This window comes from Celerinatantimonas sediminis (assembly GCF_046054195.1).
Taxonomy (GTDB): Bacteria; Pseudomonadota; Gammaproteobacteria; order Enterobacterales; family Celerinatantimonadaceae; genus Celerinatantimonas.
Genome location: NZ_JBEQCS010000014.1, coordinates 26,260 through 45,986, shown reverse-complemented (window position 1 = coordinate 45,986; position 19,727 = coordinate 26,260). Strand labels below are relative to the sequence as shown.

The 19,727-nt window shown below is 41.4% G+C and carries 16 protein-coding genes and 1 pseudogene; 7 read left to right on the top strand and 10 right to left on the bottom strand.

Going from position 1 to position 19,727, the window contains the following annotated elements; translation table 11 throughout:
• Nucleotides 1-380 precede the first annotated feature (380 nt).
• Complete coding sequence (locus ABTQ23_RS15085; protein ID WP_408616576.1) at nt 381-1,106, bottom strand: outer membrane protein; 726 nt, start codon at nt 1,104-1,106, stop codon at nt 381-383.
• 543 nt (nt 1,107-1,649) lie between these two features.
• Here ABTQ23_RS15085 and ABTQ23_RS15080 point away from each other — a divergent pair.
• Nucleotides 1,650-2,954, top strand: a complete 1,305-nt coding sequence (locus ABTQ23_RS15080) for a methyl-accepting chemotaxis protein (protein ID WP_408616575.1) — start codon at nt 1,650-1,652, stop codon at nt 2,952-2,954.
• Between the two features lie 51 nt (nt 2,955-3,005).
• On the opposite strand, the gene ABTQ23_RS15075 is transcribed toward ABTQ23_RS15080, so the two are convergent.
• Nucleotides 3,006-3,416, bottom strand: a complete 411-nt coding sequence (locus ABTQ23_RS15075) for a winged helix-turn-helix transcriptional regulator (protein WP_408616574.1) — start codon at nt 3,414-3,416, stop codon at nt 3,006-3,008.
• 117 nt (nt 3,417-3,533) lie between these two features.
• Here ABTQ23_RS15075 and ABTQ23_RS15070 point away from each other — a divergent pair, with 117 nt between their 5' ends.
• From ABTQ23_RS15070 to ABTQ23_RS15055, 4 genes and pseudogenes are all read left to right on the top strand, one after another.
• On the top strand, nt 3,534-4,385 hold the full coding sequence (locus ABTQ23_RS15070) for an SDR family oxidoreductase (protein WP_408616573.1): 852 nt from the start codon (nt 3,534-3,536) through the stop codon (nt 4,383-4,385).
• Between the two features lie 987 nt (nt 4,386-5,372).
• Nucleotides 5,373-6,017, top strand: coding sequence for a hypothetical protein (locus ABTQ23_RS15065; protein ID WP_408616572.1), 645 nt, complete (start codon nt 5,373-5,375; stop codon nt 6,015-6,017).
• The gene (locus ABTQ23_RS15060) at nt 6,017-7,210 is read left to right on the top strand and encodes a helix-turn-helix domain-containing protein (protein ID WP_408616571.1); all 1,194 of its coding nucleotides are present in this window, start codon (nt 6,017-6,019) and stop codon (nt 7,208-7,210) included. Before ABTQ23_RS15065 ends, ABTQ23_RS15060 begins: the two co-directional genes overlap by 1 nt.
• Before the next feature lie 298 nt (nt 7,211-7,508).
• Nucleotides 7,509-7,796, top strand: a pseudogene (locus ABTQ23_RS15055) (ORF6N domain-containing protein); the annotation flags it as partial.
• A gap of 619 nt (nt 7,797-8,415) precedes the next feature.
• On the opposite strand, the gene ABTQ23_RS15050 reads toward ABTQ23_RS15055, so the two are convergent.
• The 6 genes from ABTQ23_RS15050 to ABTQ23_RS15025 all read right to left on the bottom strand — a co-directional run bounded on the left by ABTQ23_RS15050 (nt 8,416) and on the right by ABTQ23_RS15025 (nt 13,158).
• Entirely contained in the window at nt 8,416-8,706 is a 291-nt protein-coding gene (locus ABTQ23_RS15050) for a type II toxin-antitoxin system RelE family toxin (protein WP_408616570.1), read from the bottom strand.
• Nucleotides 8,696-8,944, bottom strand: a complete 249-nt coding sequence (locus ABTQ23_RS15045; protein ID WP_408616569.1) for a type II toxin-antitoxin system Phd/YefM family antitoxin — start codon at nt 8,942-8,944, stop codon at nt 8,696-8,698. The genes ABTQ23_RS15050 and ABTQ23_RS15045 overlap by 11 nt, the downstream gene beginning before the upstream one ends.
• Before the next feature lie 383 nt (nt 8,945-9,327).
• The gene (locus ABTQ23_RS15040; RefSeq protein WP_408616568.1) at nt 9,328-10,257 is read right to left on the bottom strand and encodes a sugar phosphate isomerase/epimerase family protein; all 930 of its coding nucleotides are present in this window, start codon (nt 10,255-10,257) and stop codon (nt 9,328-9,330) included.
• Nucleotides 10,258-10,347: 90 nt separating this feature from the next.
• Nucleotides 10,348-11,163, bottom strand: a complete 816-nt coding sequence (locus ABTQ23_RS15035) for a sugar phosphate isomerase/epimerase family protein (protein WP_408616567.1) — start codon at nt 11,161-11,163, stop codon at nt 10,348-10,350.
• A 23-nt stretch (nt 11,164-11,186) separates the two neighbouring features.
• Entirely contained in the window at nt 11,187-12,650 is a 1,464-nt protein-coding gene (locus ABTQ23_RS15030) for a sugar porter family MFS transporter (protein WP_408616566.1), read from the bottom strand.
• A 34-nt stretch (nt 12,651-12,684) separates the two neighbouring features.
• Complete coding sequence (locus ABTQ23_RS15025) at nt 12,685-13,158, bottom strand: heme-degrading domain-containing protein (protein ID WP_408616565.1); 474 nt, start codon at nt 13,156-13,158, stop codon at nt 12,685-12,687.
• 616 nt (nt 13,159-13,774) lie between these two features.
• Between ABTQ23_RS15025 and ABTQ23_RS15020 the strand changes: the two genes are divergently transcribed.
• The gene (locus ABTQ23_RS15020; RefSeq protein WP_408616564.1) at nt 13,775-15,223 is read left to right on the top strand and encodes a sugar porter family MFS transporter; all 1,449 of its coding nucleotides are present in this window, start codon (nt 13,775-13,777) and stop codon (nt 15,221-15,223) included.
• 862 nt (nt 15,224-16,085) lie between these two features.
• On the opposite strand, the gene ABTQ23_RS15015 is transcribed toward ABTQ23_RS15020, so the two are convergent.
• Together ABTQ23_RS15015 and ABTQ23_RS15010 are read right to left on the bottom strand one after the other, a co-directional pair.
• Nucleotides 16,086-17,255, bottom strand: a complete 1,170-nt coding sequence (locus ABTQ23_RS15015; RefSeq protein WP_408616563.1) for an iron-containing alcohol dehydrogenase — start codon at nt 17,253-17,255, stop codon at nt 16,086-16,088.
• 200 nt (nt 17,256-17,455) lie between these two features.
• Nucleotides 17,456-18,214 carry an SDR family NAD(P)-dependent oxidoreductase gene (locus ABTQ23_RS15010; protein ID WP_408616562.1) on the bottom strand — a complete coding sequence of 253 codons (759 nt, stop codon included), beginning with the start codon at nt 18,212-18,214 and terminating at the stop codon, nt 17,456-17,458.
• Between the two features lie 207 nt (nt 18,215-18,421).
• On the opposite strand from ABTQ23_RS15010, the gene ABTQ23_RS15005 reads away from it, so the two are divergent.
• Nucleotides 18,422-19,726, top strand: a complete 1,305-nt coding sequence (locus ABTQ23_RS15005) for an aspartate aminotransferase family protein (protein WP_408616645.1) — start codon at nt 18,422-18,424, stop codon at nt 19,724-19,726.
• The last annotated feature ends 1 nt before the right edge of the window (nt 19,727 follow it).

The following is a 19,727-nucleotide window of genomic DNA, read 5'->3' as shown; positions in this document are numbered from 1 at the left end:
AGTCATTCAATCCAGATTTGCTCTTCAGATGAAGTTAGGTGAGAGAGAATTGATTGTAGGGAAAGTCGAGGGGAAAAAAGGACAAGGTTGGTGAATGTTTTTATGTTTTTTCACTTTTGCATTAATTTTTTTGACAATTCAGTCATTATGAAATTATTTCATTGAAAACAGTGACTAACCTATCGGTTTTAGATTTTAAAAATAGTAACATCAGTAACGCTTGTTACATATATTTTGTTTGTCTTGCTGATGACAATGCCCGGCCTAATCCATGCCGGGCTTTTTTTATGGTTTACACAATGATTCAGTCACACTTATCAAACAGATGCTACAACTTCAGATAATGTAACAGGCTCATGTTTTGGTGAGCTTTGATTGATTTAAAAGAAGTAGCGCATCCCTAACATGATCTGCTGGGTACGATAATTCATTTCATAAGAGCTATAAGTGGTTGAACCCGATGTTGTGCTTTTAGCTTTTACTTTTCCGTAATCGTTATAAGCATAAGATAAGTCTAATACGATATGTTTTGTGGCGGCGTAAGTGACGCCTAATTTTGTTTGCCATGCAAAATCGGTATGTGTATCGGCGTTATCTAAACTGACGACCCCTGCGCTGACATTATCCTCGTTAGCGCTTAAATCGCTTAATTTATTTCGACTAACCCCCACACCAAGACCAACATAAGGGTGGAACAACCAATCATCTTGGTTAAAGTAACTTGCTAAATCGATTTGACCTGAGAGCATCAAAGTTGTGCTTTTTATATGTTGATGACTCTGTTCGCTATAAGAGGTGCCATTAATAATGAAGGTATCACCTTGAGCTTTGAGTTTCGCATTATAATTTAACGATAGTTCGGTCGTTAACCATGATAGTTCGGGATAGCGATAACCGATAGCTAGTTGATAACTATCGCTATGTTTGAAGTCCAGGCTGTCTTTGGCATTTAATGTCGAGCTTGATGTCGCAGCTATGTTGAAGTTATCATTTTTGCCATAACTTTGGCCAATTCCTAATTTGGCATAGAACCCTGTCGGCATCGTTGCCGCTGATGTACTTGCTGATAAAAAGATGAGGCTACTAATCAGTAATCTATTATTCACTATTATTAAATTCCTTTTGCTGAAAATATTAAGTGCTCATCCAATGATAAGGTTAGTTCTGATAAGTATTTGTGACCGAGCTATCTTATTGATAAAAATAAAAATTAACTAATTAGTACTAATGATTTATATCTCAAATCAATATCTTTGATTTTTTATCGCAACGAGTGAATATCCACTTGCTTTTGATTCAATACCAAGTGTGATTTTTAGACTAAATGCAGCTTAGTGAAGGTGTAAGGAAACCATCAGCTATTCAAAATATGTCAGGGGGCTTTTGCTCTTTTGCTATTCAGTTTTGTTCAATTTTAAAACCGTTTGAGTGTGATGTGGTTTGTATGGTCTATCTCACTGAATAATTTAGCAATTTTATAGAATACTCATCTTTAAACGTTGAATTAAATAGGGTGGGGTTATCAATTGGCGAATTAAAAACGAAACTGCAGTTAAACTCCCATGTATGTCTTTTGGACGGGGAAATTTAAGGTTTTTTCATGATTTGAACTAGTATGAAACAAGGCCCTGTTCATTACGGAATTTTTCATGTTTTTCAATAAACGTTCAGATAAATCTAAGTCTGACACTCCTATTGTAAACCGCGATAGCCAAATTATAGATTCCATTCAAAAATATGTGGCGACCATCGAGTTTGATATTGATGGTAATGTTGTTGATGCCAATGACCTTTTTCTCTCAGCGATGGGATATACGTTAGATGAAATCAAAGGCAAGCACCATCGCATGTTCTGTTCCCAAAAAGATGCTAATAGCGCAGCATATCGCCAGCACTGGCAAGATTTAGCTAGAGGACTCAAAAAAGAAGGTACATTTTATCGATATAAAAAGGATGGTTCGTTAATCATTATTGAGGCGACTTATTTCCCAATTTTTGAAGGAAATAAAGTTACAGGATTTATGAAAATCGCATCTGATGTGACAAGTCAGCATGTCGAATCTCAGCGCATTGCCGATGCATTTACAGCATTGAATAAAACCTACGCGGTCATTGAATTTACCAATGATGGTACGGTGACCTTTGCTAATAATAACTTTTTAAATACGCTTGGATATACTGCTGACGAGGTTGTTGGTAAACATCATCGAATGTTTTGCTTTGATGAATTTTACGAGCAACATCCAGATTTCTGGCAGCAATTAGCTAAGTCTCGCGCCTACTCTGGGCGTTTTCGGCGTAAATCAAAATATGGTGATGAAGTATGGATACAAGCTTCTTATTGCCCAGTTCTGAATACAGACGGAGAGGTTTATCGTATTGTGAAATTTGCCGTGGATATTACCGAAGACGTTCACCACGAGCAAATTGTGAGGGATGCCGCTAATATCGCTTATAGTACGGCGGTTGAAACTGCTCAGGTCGCCGATCAAGGGAATGATAATTTGCAGCGCTGTGTCCAATTGGCTGACTATATGGATGAAACAGTCATATCAGCAATTGAGAAACTTAATCAGTTGGTTACGTTGTCTGATGATGTTTCAAACATCGTTAATACGATTAGTAGCATTGCCGAGCAAACCAATTTGCTGGCGCTAAACGCGGCGATTGAAGCTGCGCGCGCTGGCGAGCAGGGGCGTGGTTTTGCGGTTGTTGCTGATGAAGTCCGCCACCTTGCCTCTCGGACTTCTGGCTCAACGGAAAGCATTAATAAAGTTGTTCAGCAGAACTTGAAATTGACCAATGAGATTGTTGAAACCATTCGAGGCCTCTCATCGGTTGCCTCTGATACGAATGATAAAATTGATGAGGTTTCAGCCATTATGAATGAAATTCACAAAGGCGCTGACGATGTCTCTAGAGCGGTTGAAAACCTGAAACTCAACAATGGTTAAGCAGATTAGAATCTGTTAAGAGCTCGCAGCAACAACCATCTTCAAGAGTGGCTAATTCACTGTATTGGATTTGATATGAACGTACTGATTTTTTGACTGCAATATGTCGGCAATATTGATTTCAATCCAGTTGACTAATTCTGCCACTCGTTTGCCAACCTCTATGCCGTGCTCAGTCAGTTGATATTCAACATGAGGCGGGATCACTGGGTGAGCAATGCGCAATACAAATCCATCCGCTTCTAATGACTGCAGCGTTTGAGCCAGCATCTTTTCGCTGATCCCTGTTATTTTTTTCCTTAATTCACTAAACCGATGTGTTCCATCCAATAAAGAGAAGAGGATCAATACTCCCCAACGGCTCGTTACATCTTGTAGCACCGCGCGTGATGGGCATTCTTTAGCAAGTACGTTACCGCGACTTAATTTATCGGTTAATGACGCTCTTATATCTTCGCTCATGAGTCTTTCCTATTTTTTTATTTAATACTTACCAAAAAGTGCGTACTTACAAATAGTAAGTATATATGGCAAGCTGAATGAAATCGAGCTTATTTTAAGCAAACCAAGGAGAACAATATGATTGCAGTGACAGGCGCGACAGGTCAGTTAGGTCAATTAGTGATTAAATATTTACTTCAAAGAGCACCGTCAGAAAAATTAGTGGCATTGGCTCGAGACCTTGATAAAGCACAATCTTTAATCGGTTCGGGAGTCGAAATTCGCCAGGCTGATTATTCACAACCTAGTTCGTTAGTAGCTGCGCTAAAAGGCGTGACGAAACTTTTGCTTATTTCATCAAGCGAGGTGGGGCAGCGCTTTGTGCAACACAAAAATGTCATTGATGCAGCCAAAGAAGCTGGCGTAGAGCTCATTGCATACACTAGCTTATTGCATGCTGATACATCACCATTAATGTTAGCCGCAGAGCATGTAGAAACCGAAGCATATTTAAAACAAGCCAATATCCCGCATGTGTTGCTGCGCAACGGATGGTATAGCGAGAACTACTTGGCAAGTCTTGCGCCTTCGCTTGCTAACGGCGGATTTATTGGATGTGCTAAGGATGGCAAGATTAGTTCAGCCGCTCGTGAAGATTATGCTCAAGCTGGCGCAGCCGTTCTGACTAGCGAGCAATCCCAAGGCGGTAAAATTTATGAACTCGCTGGAGATGAAAGTTATACGCTGACCGATTTGTGTGAAATTATCAGTGAAGAATCGGGTCAAAAAATTCCATATATCAATCTGCCAGAAAGTGATTTTGTCAAAGCGCTTGAATCGGCCGGAATTCCAAGACCCTTTGCAGTTGTGTTAGCCGATTCAGATAAAGGAGCATCAAAAGGCGGTTTATTTGATGATAGCCATGACTTAAGCAAATTAATCGGTCATCCAACTCGCTCATTGCGTGAGATGATAAAAGCGAGCCTTTAAATCACTCTGTTTTTGCCAGAACAACGAGCAATGGCTTATTCAACGGCTGGCGAATGCAAAGGCCTAGGTATTGAGCTGGATAGGGAAATGCATGATGAGGCGAAGTCTGATATTAAATGAAATGATTTTCAAATGAGAAGATTAAATAAATGTAAATATCAAGATATATCGTAGAAAGTGTCGTTTTGAGATGCTAGTGTTAATTCGAATTAATCATAGAATAGCTTCATTTTTTGTCCCTAAGCCCGGTTACTCAATGCCGGGCCTTTTTTATTTCATTTGTTCATCCAAAATCGTATTGGCTAAGAGATAGTTAAAATCGTTGCGATTTGCTTACCTTTCTAAATTCCAACTCAACGCCTTTAAGCACATCTACATCTCGAACAGGTTTAGCTGCTGACAATGGCTAAACGATGATTCTCACGCTAACTTTTTACATCTGCAGCCGTGATGATAGCCGAGTAAGAGAGTGGTTGGGGCGAGTACATCTATGGCTTACATAACGAACATGAAATGATTGCATGTGAAAAGTGCGATATATCATAGCCAACCTTCATTATGAATAGTATTATCAATAACGCTTGTTACACATATTTTTGCTTGTCTTGCTTATGACAACACCCGGCATGATCCATGCCGGGTTTTTTATTTATTCGAGTCGGATTAGACAAGTGGAAGGCACAAAAATAATTGCGGATAACTGCTCAGGGCCAAGAGATTTGCCCAATGGCGAATGGGTCCTTCTGAGGGCTAAAAACCTGCATACGCAGCCACATCGCGCGATAAAAAAATTTTTAGCCCCCTAAGTCACCACCAACAGCAGAGCCAAAAGAGGCAAAATGGTGGTTGAGGTAGGAGAACGTGACGTGTCACACAATCTAGAATCCCCCTCCCATTGTGATTAAAAAATATAACCCATTCCCTTTAAAACTTAATTTTTTGTAGTATAATTCGGTTTAACTAAAGTTGATATGTGAGGAATGGTTAATGGCAAGTGTTAACGCGCAGCTTATGGGGTTCATTGCGAAGAATATTGAATGTAGCTTCTTTGAGCGTATCCGCGAACAGATCTATATTCGTTATGGTATTGCTGAAAACTTCCTCACAGAACAAATTACCCATACTCCAAAAGGTCGGTTAAGACCGCAAATGCTGCGTTATCTTACTGATGAAGTTTTAGCTGAAGTAGGCGGAGAAGTTCGTCAGACTAGACCGCTAGGAGAACATTATTTAGTTTCGGAGCACGAAAATATTGTTATTTCCCACGTGGCAGTAAAGGCTAATGGACGTGTCCGAGCAGCAGCGCATCGAAAACTCCTCGCTATGGGAAATACAATTTTAGAACCATATACTCCAGATATGTTTCGTGATGACAATGAAGATATACGTGGCAAACTGCATGTTGTAATCATTGTAAGTCAGCCTGAGTCCCAAGCAGCACAGCAAGGAGTCCCCCAAGGAATTTTTATAGCTGTTCCATTTTCCGATTGGTCGGGATACCATGCGTGGCTTTCAATTGACGAGATGATTGAACAGTATCAATCAGAAGATGTTCAAGAAGCAGACACTGCATGGCCTGTCTTGAAAATTGCGCTTCAGGAACAAGAACATAAACAAGGTAACGGTGAATAATGAAAACGGGTGTGGGTGGATTTCAACCGCAGCGATTGACGCAAGCTAGAGAAGCTTTAGGACTGACCAAGGTTGCATTAGCGACTTTGGTGAATGTTTCTAGTGCGACGGTGACGCAGTGGGAAAGTGGTAAGCAAAACCCGCAAGAGGATAAATTACAGGCTCTAGCATCTGCGTTAGGGCAAGCATCTCATTGGTTTTTAAAACCCGTTCATGAGTCCGTAAACGGAGCTTATTTTTATCGAGCTCTTTCTGCTGCGACAAAAGGTGGTCGTACAGTCACAAAAACTAAGCTTAATTGGATTATTGAACTGAGCCAAAGCTTAGAAAAATTTGTTGATTGGCCAAAATATAAATTGCCAGCATTAGACAAACCCTTTACATCTATTTCTGATGAAGAAATCGAAGAAATGGCGTTAGAGTATCGGAATGTAGCTGGTTTAGGTTCCGGACCAATTAAGGATTTAATGCTTTCAGCTGAAAGTTCGGGTGTTATTTGTGCACGAAGTGAAATAGGCTACGATAAACTGGATGGATTATCGAATTGGAACTTTGATGATCAACGAGCTTATATTTTATTAGCCTCAGATAAAGATAATGGGATTCGTAGCCGTTTCGATTTAGCGCACGAGATAGGTCATATGGTACTTCATCGTTCTATGCCTGTTGAGAAATTAACGATTCAAAATCATAAGGAAATAGAAAGACAAGCTAATTTGTTTGCAAGTAGCTTATTATTACCAGAATCGGGTTTTGCTAAAGAGTTAAACTCACCAACATTAGAAACATTTCTAACACTAAAACCAAGATGGAAAGTTTCAATGGCTGCAATGATTTTTAGAGCGCATTCATTAGGTATTTTGACGGATCTTCAATACTCTAATTTGTACAAAAATCTATCCGCTAAAGGGTGGCGATCAAAAGAGCCATACGATGAGCAAGTGCGACCAGAAAAACCAAAACTACTTCATCGAGCTGTAGATATGCTTGTGAATGCAGGGATGAGTAAAGCTGATTTGCTTGAAATACTGGGGTTACAGGAATCGATGATTGAAGAGTTCGCAGATTTGCCAAAAGGATTCTTTAGTGACAATATTGATGTAGATAACTTGCTTGCATTCAAGAAAATCAATATGGAAAGTAATCAATCCAATAAATTCATTGGAAATAATATATATAAATTCGAACGATGAATATATATTACGAGTGTGTGATAATGCACACTCGTTAATACTATCTATTTATTTTTTATTTCTCCTTTTTTATATTTTTCATACAAAAAATAATTATATAATATATTATTTCAACAACCAATGGATGGCCTTTTAATAAAAATATAGAGATAAATATATGTGGTATGAAAATATGAATTATCAAAAATACTATTAAACCTACTATTAACCCTATTATTAACTTAAACGACATTAGCCCTCGTTAAGTCAATTAGAGTCAAAGTTTTAACTTTATTTAAATGGAATTTTCCATCCATTGTTGCTTGCTCAGCTATATGCTACTAAACCTAAAAATATTTCTGATAATTATCTGAATAATCAGAATCGTTTTATCGCTGGCAAGCATTACTTTAAGTTAACTCATTCTGAATTAAGAAATTTTAAGAACAGACCCGATTCTATCGGGTTAGTTAAAAAACATGCTCGTAGCGTGATCCTATGGACGGAGCGTGGCGCTGCAAGACACGCAAAAATGCTTGAAACCAATCAAGCGTGGGATGTGTTCGAAAAGCTGGAAGATTATTACTTTAGTCGGCAAGCTAAATCAGATGTGAGTGTTCAAACTCGCCAATGTACCGCCGAACAACTAACCCCACTGCGCCAAACCGCCGAACGACTGATTACCACGGGCGTGGCCAACATCTATCCGGATATCTGGAAACTCGTTCATCAACACTTCGATGTTCAACACATCAACCAACTATTGCCAGAGCAAGTGAGTGAAGCAATCGATTATCTCGATGTCATAGAAGGGGAGTTTATCGGCAAACAGGCCGCACTGGCCGCGCCAAAACCAATCTGAACTTTCCCATGAGTTGGTGGAAACAACACCAAAGAATACTTCAGGCGAGGGGACTCAAACAAATCAATATCAACAATCAATCAGTAGGACTTCTCCACAAAACTACACTATAGCAATATCTGCGATTTCTCCTCAGCAATTTCTGAACTACTCATCGAACTTGAAAAAGCTGGCTTCAACGTCCAAGCCGCCCGCTTCGAAATCCAAGCACATCGCCATCACTTAGAAATGACCGAGCAAAAGCTAGAAAACTTAGCCAAACTCACAAAAAACTACACCCGCGAAGCCCCGCACTGCCTAGTGCTATCATAACCACTTCCGCTTTTTCCTCCAAAATGAGGAAAATCATGTGTTCAATGCTTGGCTAATCGTCCAATCGTTTAAACGCTTTTTGATATACTTCGCTTCGTTCGCGTTTGCCTACGGCCAGAACGGTGATGACAATGATGTCATCCTGAACTTCATAAACAAGTCGATATCCCGATTGACGGAGTTTAATTTTATATAAACTTTCTGCGCCGGAAAGCTTTGCTGATGGCACTCGCGGCTGAATCAGGCGCTCTGAAAGTTTCTTTTTAAACTGCAGCTGAACCGTTGCCCCGAGCTTTTCCCATTCTTTGAGAGCACTTTTCTTAAATTCGAGTTTATAAGTCATCGAGATTAACCGGAATGCTTTCTTCCCCGATGCGTTCTTTGGCGATTGCTACCAGCTCAAGATCGTCAAGTTTATCCATCATCATTTCATAAACTTCAGCAGGGACACAGTAAAATGCGGGGGCATTACGGTTTAAAACCGCAATTGGTTCGCCGTGTGCACTCTGCACAACTTTCATCGGATTTGCTTTTAGTTCAGTGATGCTCGCAGCAACATCAGTTAAGATTCTTGATGCCATAAATAGCCCTTTTAAATGGTCTTTAATTAGGTCATTTTAGATGGTCAGTTGATATTAGGCAAGTCTACATATAATGCGAAAATCGGTCGTGTTGGTATGAGAAAGAATAATTGGTATAAGGCTCACTAAAATGCTCTAATCCTTCATAAAATAGTGATTTTTATTATTTAAAATCAAATGGTTAAATTCGAAAATGCTTCATATATTTGAAGCACATCGTTCACTGCTTGATACGCTCTTTTTACCGAGGGATTTTAAATCCCTTGTGTGAAGCAGTTTACCAAGAAGAGGAAAATCGCAGGTTTTAAGCGGTTCTTAAGTGCGCTGAATAAATAGATGAGTTAAAGCGCATGTTTGGCTGCGCTTTAATTTTAAGCTGTGGATTAGTCGGTAAAACCGACTGAGAGTAGAAATTCGCGGCTTTCTTTCACATCGGCTAAGCTGCCGCTTGAGTTTCGTGGGTCGCGTTCTTGCTCAATGGTAATGTAGCCTTCATAACCTATTTCTAAAAGCGTGTTGTAGATTTCTTTGTAGTTAATCAGCCCTTTGTTAAGTGGGCACATTACGCCTTTAGCTACCGCATCGAAAAAGCGAATATGCTCTTGCATAATCGCGTCATAAACTTTGGGATTGATATTTTTAAAGTGAATATAATCGATGCGATCTCGGTATTTTTTTAGCCACTGGACTGGATCCATCCCTGAGTATTGCAGGTGACCAATATCGAGCAGTAAACCTGCGATATCATTATTAATATCTTGTGCTATTTGGTCAATTTCATCAGCAAATTCAATGTAACCGCCAGCATGATGGTGGATCACCGGGCGCACGCCATAGTCGTTAAAGGCGATTTTTGAAATTTCACTAATCTGCATCACCATATTAGACCATTCATCGGCGCTCAAGCGCGGGGTGGTTTCACTGTGCCCAGCGCCGTAATCGCGAACATCATGGCCCCAGTCAATAAGCACTAAATATGGGGTTTGGTAATGTTGATGCGGGTATTTGCCAGGTTGCGGCAGTTTGGTAATGAGCGAGCAGATGTCGCGAGTTTGCTTTTTAAGCTGCTCAAAATTACTTTTTGAAACCAGATCATCAAAGATGGTTCCGGCGATAATCGACAGGTGGTTTTTTTCTAGCTCATGGTTGACCACTTGGGCATCAAGCGGCAGGTAACCATAGGGACCAAGTTCAATCCCTTTATAACCTGCGATGGAAGCTTCACTAAGGACAGTTTTCCAGTTTGGGAGATAAGGATTTTTAGGATCATCAACCCCCCAACAGCAGGGAGCAGAACATATCTGCATTGTCATAATAATTATCCTTTATCTTTAGATAAGCTCTATCATCGGCAAGGCGTTAAGCCGTTGCCAATGATAGACAGGGTACAGGTGTGAACGATATTACACACCGTAGTCAAGCAGGCTCTGATAGTTTTCTTTACCAGTTTGCATTAGGTCATCTTCCCAATGCGTCTGGCTTAATTGTTCTGGAGCCCAAACGCCGTCGTAGCCAGTGGCTTTAACTGCATCAACCCATTCTTGAACTGGAATATCACCTTCACCAACGCGGTAGTCACGTTGAATCAGTTCATCCCATTTTTCATTTTTATAAGGTTTGCGACCATCGCAGAAGTGCACGCCATAAATCAGCTCTTTATTCATTGCTGCAACTTCTTCAGGTTTGGTGCCGCTGGCATATAAGTGCCAGAAGTCAATGACCATCCCGATGTTACTGCGACCTGCACGGTCAATAATTTCTAGACCTTGTGCCAGTGAACCAAATGAGGTGAATGCAACCACTTCAATCTGGAATTTAACACCATATTCCAAACCTACATCGCCGATGATAGAAGCGTTATGAGTTAAAATTTCTTTACGAGTTTCAACGTCATATTCGTCAATTTCATTGAGCGCCATGATCTGAACAACAGGGCATTCTAGCTGTTTCGCAGCATTTGAGAATTTATGGGCTAATAATGCTAGCTCTTTGTCCTGATTTGGAAAACCCATGGTATTTAAGGCGTTGATACAGCTAACTTCAATGCCATTTTGTTTACATAGGTTCAATAGTTTTTCATAGCTGCCACCATGTTCGCAGTAGCGGAACAGATGTTCTGGTAGTACTTCAAGGGCGTCAAAGCCACATTCTTTAGCAATGCGAACCTGGGTTGTTACGTTGCAATGGCGTACTGCTGCGCCGTGTAAAGCTCTTTTCATCAGAGTTCTCCTTAATTAGTGACTCATTTTGCTTCTTCAGCTTCATTGGGTAGATAAACTTCGTCCGTGACTGCCTTTCTGTTAAATTTTGACAGAACGACTTTTTCCATTTTTTCTAACGCGATTCCTTTGGTTTCTGGAACGCATTTTTTAACAAAAACTAGTGAGATTAATGTGCAGACTGCGAAGATAAGTAGTGGCAATCCACCGTGGAATTTATCCACGAGATACTGACTTTTATTCATCAGTGGGAATGTTTGGGTGGTTAAAAAGCTGCCTGCCCACATGGCGCTAATCGAGATCCCTGTACCAATGGCGCGCAGGCGAGTTGGAAATATTTCCCCAATGACAGTCCAGACTACCTGAGCCCAGCTCACACCGAAGGTAAACATAAATCCAAATAACCCGATAACTGACCACCATCCAGGGAATTTGTAATAGAACGCGACGAAGGTATACAGCAAGAAGATAAAGGCAAAGAACGACCCAAATTTTAGCAAGATAGTGCGGCCAACTTTGTCAATCAGGCTCATACCGACGATGACTCCACAAAATTGTAAAGCAGCCAAAAAGATGGTCATAAACATGGCTTCTTTCAAACTGCTAGTGATATTTAGCATAAGAGTTGGTCCAAAATATTGGACAACGTTAATGCCTGTCAAGATGTTAAACAAAGCCAAGCCAATCCCGATGCTTATGAATATCCAAGAGTTTTTACCAAACTTACCTTGTCGATGAGAGTGGCTTGCTAACGCAGCTTTAGCTTCTAGCGCAAAATTGTCTTTAATTTCTTTAAACACTTGTTCAGCGTGTGTTGCGTTAGAAATTTTAGTGAGTGTTTTAAGTGCTTTGTCATCGCGGCCATTGAGAATATTCCAACGAGGTGTTTCTGGAATAAACCCAACCAGGATGAAAAACAATACACATGGCACTAATGCTGATGAGAGCATCCAACGCCAACCCACCGCATCGAGTTGAATGTCGCTCATCTCTTTGGCGATTAGATAATTGGTTATCAGAACAACCATTTGCCCACCAACGCAACAGATCATATGCATTGTGATAGCTGTGCCACGCATCTTACGCGGAGCTACTTCGGCAATATACACCGGTGAAATGACTGATGCGGTGCCGATGGCAAATCCGCCTAAAATTCGAAACCACACAAATGCTTCAAAGCTGTTGGTCCAAGCAGTGCCGAGAATCGAGACAATAAACAGGGCCGCAGTAACGACTAAAGCACGTTTGCGTCCAAATTTATCGCTTAAATATCCAGCACTTAGACATCCTATCACACATCCGATGACCACGTTTGAGACGGCCCAACCAGTTTGCGATGGTGTTAACTGATAATGATGGCCCATTGGTTCGATCACTCCGGAAATTACCGAAGAGTCAAAACCGAATAAAAGCCCGCCTATTGCAGCTACAGCGCTAATCGCCATGACATAAATGACATTATATTTTGTTGTTATTTGCGTTTTCATAGAGGTACCTTTTATTTGCACATGCCACGAGATGCTATTGGCGTTTACTTAGGTACTGATTGATTGCCCATAATCCCAACGCATGGTCTTCATGCGAAAGTAGGCCGCTGACAGTAACTGCTCCTAAAATTGAACCGTTTTTCGTTAACAGAGGAAAACTGCCTCCGTTGTCGGTGTAATTAAATGAATCGATGTAAGGCAGTTGCTCCATTTTTAGACCTTGTTTTTCATATTGCAGACCAACGTATAAAGATGAGTGCGAGGTGAGCAGTACTGTATTACGTTTGCGAGCCATCCACTCAACGTTTTCTCTGGCTGATCCTTCCAGTGCAGATAGAAATAAGGTCTGACCAAATGCATAGACTTCGATAGAGACTGGATAACTTTCACTCACCGATTTTTCACGAATAGTACTGCCGATTTCCCAGGCACTGGAGAAATCGAAATGTTCGAAACGAGCCTGTGCTTCTTGTTGGAGAACTTCATCAATTGATGGAATTTGCATCATCTTCACCATTTTTGGAAATTAAATTTCATAAAAACATAATATCGATTATTTGTTTGATCTAGGTGTTTCATTGAAATAACCGAGCCAAGTCACAATTTTATTTGTATGGATAAATTTCCAGTCCTTAAAATTAACTTGAATATTCTTTTATTATCTATTTTGTTAATAATCATTTAGAAGTGTGATAAAGCTCTTATTTTTAAATAAGTTAAATTAAATCATGCTGTTGTGTTGTTGAGTTGAAGGAATAACTTTCTCATTCGAAAGGATTAAACATGTTGTTTTTTAATTACATTTTTAACAGAGTTGATACATCTCTCAAAACTTACCTAAATTTACTTTTAAGCCACCATAATGTGACATTCATAGCAAAACAAATATTCTCTATTTATTAATATAAAATATATATTTCATAATCCGATATGAAATACGGGTGTTATTTACACAACTTGAGAGTGGCCTTGTGCATTTATTCAGTGATAAGAGCAATTGGTAAATCGCCCGATACCGTTACTGAGCTTTTATCAGACGTCTGTCTCAATGTCATTTCTATAGCCTGTGGCATATGCACCAGCTTTTATCAACAAATCTGTATCGCACTATTGAGGAGTAATTTATGGATCGCACACGATACAACTCCATTTACGTCTATTGGCTTTGTGGAGTCGCGGCACTTGGCGGTGTAATGTTTGGTTTTTCAACCGGGGTTATTGCCGGAGCATTGGACTTTATCAAGGCTTACTTCACGCTTAACTCCACTGAAACCGGGTGGCTCGTTTCGAGTATCTTTTTAGGTTGTATTTTTGGCGCGCTGATCGCTGGGAAACTCGCCGATAAAATAGGCCGTAAAAATACGCTGTTGATTGCAACGGTTGGGTTTATTTTATCCACTATTGGTTCAACCTTTGCGACGACATTTACGCTCTTTTCGATTGCGCGAATTATCGCAGGCCTTGCAATTGGGTTTACCAGTACGGTTGCCCCGATGTATATGGGGGAAATTGCGCCATCGGATATTCGTGGTAAATCATCAGGCATTTGGAACCTGTCTTTGGTTGGGGCACAAACGGCCATCTTTTTGATTAACTTTTTAATTGCCCGCGGTATGGCTGATAGTTGGCTGACTGATATTGGCTGGCGTTGGATGATGGGCGTGCAATTTGTCCCCGTTGTACTGATGCTGTTCGGAACTCTGATTTTGCCTGAAACTCCTGAATTCTGCTTGAAAAAAGGGCGTACTGAATTGGCGCTTAAAGTACTTACAAAAATCTATCCAAATATTAATCAGACAGAAGCAAGAGAATTATTCACAGCCCGTATAAATAAAGAAAAAGCAGAAGGTAATCAAACGATTAGTAGCTTGGCCTTTATTTTAAAAACACCTGTTTTACGCTATGGACTGATTGTCGGCTGTTCTATTGCAGCACTGCAGCAGCTCACTGGCGCATCTATTGTGATGTATTACGCACCAGTGATTTTGCAAACAGGCAATGCCTCTAAAGAGGTCATTTTGTTCCAAACTATCTTTATTGGCTTGCTCAATGCTATCGGTGCTTTTGCTGGGATGAACTTGTTTGACCGCTTTGGTCGTCGTCCGGTGATGCAATTTGGTACGCTCGGTTCGGTTGTCTCATTGTTGATTATCTCTTATAGCATGTACACTCATTCAACAGGCTATATCGCAATTTTTGGTGCGCTGCTATTTATGGTGATGTTTGCGATTAGTTGGGGCGCTGGATGCTGGGTACTCATTTCAGAAATATTCCCGGCTCGTATCAAAGGCTTCTCAATGGGACTGGCGGTCATGTTAATGTGGATTGTGAACTTTTTAGTTGCTCAGTTCTTCCCGATGATTAACGATATTCCAGTGTTGCAGGAGCATTTTAATGGTGCCTTCTCTATGTGGATTTTTGCGGCATTGAATCTCTTCTGCTTATTCTTCTTAACCCGCTATGTACCTGAAACTAAAGGCGTAAATCTAGAAAATATCGAACAGTTGCTTTCGGATCACATCGATCATTTATCGCATAAACACGATGGCGGCACTATTCATCATGCTAAGTAATTTTAAAGGCAAAATGTTAGAAACACTTCACCATGTCTGGACTCGTTAGTGTAATGTTTTAACTAAAATTCGCTAAATAAGTGATTGAAATATGAGTTGCTCTGCCGATTAGCCGTTTGTAAAGTGACAGGTAAAGCCATCCATCGGGATGGCTTTTTCGTATCTGGTTTGGTGCTTTGTTTGAATTAAGATTCCCGGATTTCGCTACGCTCCATCCGCTCTACAAGTTAGAAATAGAAGTTAAATATCCCGAATTTCGCTTCGCTACATCCGGGCTACGAGGTTAGAGATAGAAGCTAAATATCAATGTAGCTCGGCAAGAGCGAAGCGGATGCCGGCGCAGTGGATGAGTTTGGATTTAAGTCGAGATCCCCGGATTTCGCTGCGCTGCATCTGGGCTACGAGGTTAGAGATAGAAGTTAAATATTGCTGTAGAAAATCCCCGGATTCCGCTGCGCTGCATCCGGGCTACGAAGTTAGAGATAGAAGTTAAATATTGCTGTAGAAAATCCCGGATTTCGCTGCGCTGCATCCGGGCTACGAGGTTAGAACTAGACGTTAAATATCAATGTAGCCCGGCAGGAGCGAAGCGGATGCCGGGGCAATCGATGAGCTTGGTTTTAAGTCGAAGATCCCGGATTTCGCTGCGCTACATCCGCTCTACAGGTTAGAAATATAAGCTAAATATCACCGTAGCCCGGCAAGAGCGAAGCGGATGCCGGGACAATGGATGAGCTTGGATTAAAGCCGAGATCCCGGATTTCGCTGCGTTGTATTCGGGCTACGAGGTTAGCAATAGAAGTTAAATATTGCTGTGGCCCGGCAAGAGCGAAGCAGATGCCGGGACTTATGATTTACGCGATTAATGCTGGTCATCCCAGACCTGTTTATATAGCTCTACCATTTCATCAATGCTTGGAACTCGTGGGTTATTGGCCGGCGATCCCGAGTCTTGCGCCTGTTGTGCCATAATCGCAAGCAGCGCCATATATTCTTTTTCATTAATGCCATAGTCTTTGGGAGTGGGAACTTTAAGCTCTGCAGTCAGTGAGCGTAGATTATCAATAAGTTTTTGACACGCATGGCTTACATCGTCATTTGCATCACAAAATCCAAGCGCAATCGCACATTGAGCATAGCGATTTTCATTACCCACAATTGAATACTGAGTAATTGCCGGAAGTAACATTGCATTGGACAAACCGTGCGGAACATGGAAAAAGGCTCCGATAGGTCGGCTCATTCCATGTACTAACCCAACTGATGCATTTGAAAAAGCAATTCCAGCAAGCGATGCTCCTAACATCATTGCTTCACGCGCTGCTTCGTTATCTGGCTCATGGTAAGCTGTTTTCAGGTTTTTGCCAATCAGCTCCATGGCATTGAGCGCTTGCAGCGATGAAAAGGTATTTTTCTTGCGACTCACATACGATTCGATTGCATGGGTGAGCGCATCAAGCCCGCAATCAGCAGTGACGCGAGGTGGCAGTGAAGTGGTTAGTGCATAATCAATAATTGCCGCGCTCGGCATGAGTCCAAGTCCTTGACACATCATTTTTTCACCTTTTACATCATCCGTGATGACCGAAACACGCGTATTTTCTGAACCCGTTCCGGCAGTGGTAGGTATGGCTATAATGGGTAAGCCTGCTTCATTCACATCTTTGGGAAATTTATAATCTCGAATGTTTCCTCCAAATTTCCCAACGACTGAAATTGCTTTTGCGCTGTCTATGGGGCTTCCGCCCCCAAGTGCAATAACAGAGTCAAATTCTCCTGCACGAACCATTTGCACACCGGCTTGAATTGAACTTGCAGTTGGTTCTGGAATCGTGTCAGAAAAAGTTTGTGCGTGGATCCCTGCCTCTTTAAGGGAGTCTTCCAAGGTTTGAACATAGCCCAATTTCACCATCATTTTATCGGTGACAATCAAGGGAGAGTGTACATTCAATGCTTGTAAGATTTGCGGTACTTTCAATGAAGCGCCTTTGCCGACTTCCATTATGCGAGGAAGTACAATCTGTGAGCTCATTTTAATACTCCTATAAACGGAAAAATATTTTCATATTATAATACTTAAAAAAAATATTTCATTTACTATTGTGTAATTGCATAGAAGTGCACATCGATTTTTGTAGGATTAGTGCAAAGAGCTGTGATAGACGAGGCTAAGCTGGCAGGAGATTATTTAGCAGAATAAAAAGCCGCAATGAGCGGCTTTGTAAATGGTACTTAATCGCGATCAATTGCAAATGCAGACCAAGCTTGGCGGGTCGGCATCACTTCCACACGGTTAATACAGATGTGAGATGGCAAAGTGGTGATATAGAACATCTGTTCGGCGATATCTTCGGCACTCAAAGGCGTTGTACCTTGATAGAGTTTATCCGATGCTGCCTGGTCGCCTTTGGTTCGCACTAGCGTAAACTCAGTTTCAGCAATCCCCGGCGCTAAATCAGTCACTCGTACACCCGTACCGAGCAGATCGCAGCGTAAGTTATAACTGAACTGTTTTACAAACGCTTTACTAGCACCATAGACGTGGCTGCCGGGGTAGGGCCATTGGCCAGCGATAGAGCCAACATTGATCATGGTGGCGCCTTCTCCAGCTTCAATGAGCGATGGCAACGTGGCGTGGGCAACGTTCACCAACCCTTTGACATTGGTATCGATCATAGTGTGCCAATCTTCTAAATCCACTTCTTGAGCTGGTTTGGGACTGAGTGCCAGCCCAGCATTATTAATCACCGCATTTAAAGGCAGAAACTCTTTAGGCAGTGATTTTATGGCCTCTTTTACCGCATCGCTGTCTCGTACATCTAACGGCATGATCAATACGTTTGCTTCAGCTGAGATTTCGTCAGCGAGCTGTTCTAAGCGTTCTTTGCGCCGACCACTGATTACAATCGACCAGCCAGCTTTTGCAAAACGTTTGGCGGCTGCCATTCCAAATCCTGATGTAGCACCAGTAATTAATACAACCTGAGTCATTTTATCCTCTTTATTAATAAAGGTTACTGTCTGTCTTTGTTATTTGACTTTAGGTAGTCTGTTGGCTCGTTTAAAGAGCCAGATGAATTAAGAAATGGGGCCAGAGTGCTCATCTGGCTAAAGACTATCGAACAATTGGCTCTATGGTGGGCGAGGATTTGTTTTTAAGCTGTTTTTAAACGCTTGACCCATTGACCGGGAGATATGATGGAAGTAACCAACGACTATGTTTATCAACTAGACCGTGAGTATGTTTTTCACTCATGGGCTGTTCAATCTCAGATGCATCCACTGGTAATTGCTGGAGCGCAAGGGTGTAAACTTTGGGACTATCAGGGCAAAGAGTACTTGGATTTTTCCAGCCAGCTGGTCAATGTCAATATTGGCTATGGCCATCCAAAAGTGATTGAAGCTGTGCAAAAACAGGCGCAGGAGCTATCAATGATTGCCCCTGCTACAGCAAACTTGGCTCGTGGTGAAGCGGCTAAACGTATTATTGCGCATGCCCCTGATGCCTTTAAAAAAGTGTTCTTTACCAATGCCGGTGCTGATGCGAATGAAAACGCGATTCGTATGGCGCGTATTTTCACTGGTAAATCAAAAATTCTTTCTGGATATCGCTCATACCATGGCAATACTGGCAGCGCGATTGTGGCAACTGGCGATCCTCGGCGTATTCCAAATGAATACGCGCATGGCCATGTTCACTTTTTTCAGCCATATTTGTATCGCAGCGAATTTAGCGCAGAAGATGAAACACAAGAATGCGAACGTGCACTTGCTCATCTGCGCCGAGTGATTGAGCTCGAAGGTCCTGATGCAATTGCAGCTGTATTGCTTGAATCAATCCCAGGAACTGCGGGTATTTTGACGCCGCCTAAAGATTATTTAAAAGGCGTTCGCAAACTGTGTGATGAATTTAATATTGTCATGATTTTAGATGAAGTGATGGCAGGTTTTGGCCGGACCGGAAGCTGGTTTGCATTTGAACAGTTCGATGTTGTGCCAGATTTAGTAACGTTCGCTAAAGGTGTGAACTCTGGTTATGTTCCAGCGGGTGGGGTGATGATAACAGAGGCTATCGCTGAATTTTATAATGACCACTTCTTCCCAGGCGGGCTGACCTACAGCGGCCATCCATTAGCAATGGCCGCCATTGTTGCCACAATTGATGCGATGGATGATGAAAAAGTCGTCGAAAATGCCGCAACTATTGGCAGTGATGTTTTAGCTTCAGGGCTTGCAACACTTGCTGAGAAATATCCGGTAATCGGGGATGTTCGTGGTAGCGGCGTTTTCTGGGCCTTAGAGTTGGTGAGTAATCCTGATACGAAAACGCCATTAGCATTGGATAAGATGGGCGCGATTAAAACTGACTTAGTCAGCAGTGGTTTATTGCCATTTGTTGCAGGTAATCGCATTCATATCGTTCCACCATGTGTGATTAGTAAAGAACAAGCAATGCAAGGCCTTAACATCATTGATGATGTTCTGGGTAAACATACAATTTAAG

Coding starts and splice junctions, on each gene's coding strand:
- ABTQ23_RS15080 (WP_408616575.1), top strand. CDS start 1,650: ATGTTTTTCAATAAACGTTCAGATAAATCTAAGTCTGACACTCCTATT.
- ABTQ23_RS15075 (WP_408616574.1), bottom strand. CDS start 3,416: ATGAGCGAAGATATAAGAGCGTCATTAACCGATAAATTAAGTCGCGGT.
- ABTQ23_RS15070 (WP_408616573.1), top strand. CDS start 3,534: ATGATTGCAGTGACAGGCGCGACAGGTCAGTTAGGTCAATTAGTGATT.
- ABTQ23_RS15065 (WP_408616572.1), top strand. CDS start 5,373: ATGGCAAGTGTTAACGCGCAGCTTATGGGGTTCATTGCGAAGAATATT.
- ABTQ23_RS15060 (WP_408616571.1), top strand. CDS start 6,017: ATGAAAACGGGTGTGGGTGGATTTCAACCGCAGCGATTGACGCAAGCT.
- ABTQ23_RS15050 (WP_408616570.1), bottom strand. CDS start 8,706: ATGACTTATAAACTCGAATTTAAGAAAAGTGCTCTCAAAGAATGGGAA.
- ABTQ23_RS15045 (WP_408616569.1), bottom strand. CDS start 8,944: ATGGCATCAAGAATCTTAACTGATGTTGCTGCGAGCATCACTGAACTA.
- ABTQ23_RS15040 (WP_408616568.1), bottom strand. CDS start 10,257: ATGACAATGCAGATATGTTCTGCTCCCTGCTGTTGGGGGGTTGATGAT.
- ABTQ23_RS15035 (WP_408616567.1), bottom strand. CDS start 11,163: ATGAAAAGAGCTTTACACGGCGCAGCAGTACGCCATTGCAACGTAACA.
- ABTQ23_RS15030 (WP_408616566.1), bottom strand. CDS start 12,650: ATGAAAACGCAAATAACAACAAAATATAATGTCATTTATGTCATGGCG.
- ABTQ23_RS15025 (WP_408616565.1), bottom strand. CDS start 13,158: ATGATGCAAATTCCATCAATTGATGAAGTTCTCCAACAAGAAGCACAG.
- ABTQ23_RS15020 (WP_408616564.1), top strand. CDS start 13,775: ATGGATCGCACACGATACAACTCCATTTACGTCTATTGGCTTTGTGGA.
- ABTQ23_RS15015 (WP_408616563.1), bottom strand. CDS start 17,255: ATGAGCTCACAGATTGTACTTCCTCGCATAATGGAAGTCGGCAAAGGC.
- ABTQ23_RS15010 (WP_408616562.1), bottom strand. CDS start 18,214: ATGACTCAGGTTGTATTAATTACTGGTGCTACATCAGGATTTGGAATG.
- ABTQ23_RS15005 (WP_408616645.1), top strand. CDS start 18,422: ATGGAAGTAACCAACGACTATGTTTATCAACTAGACCGTGAGTATGTT.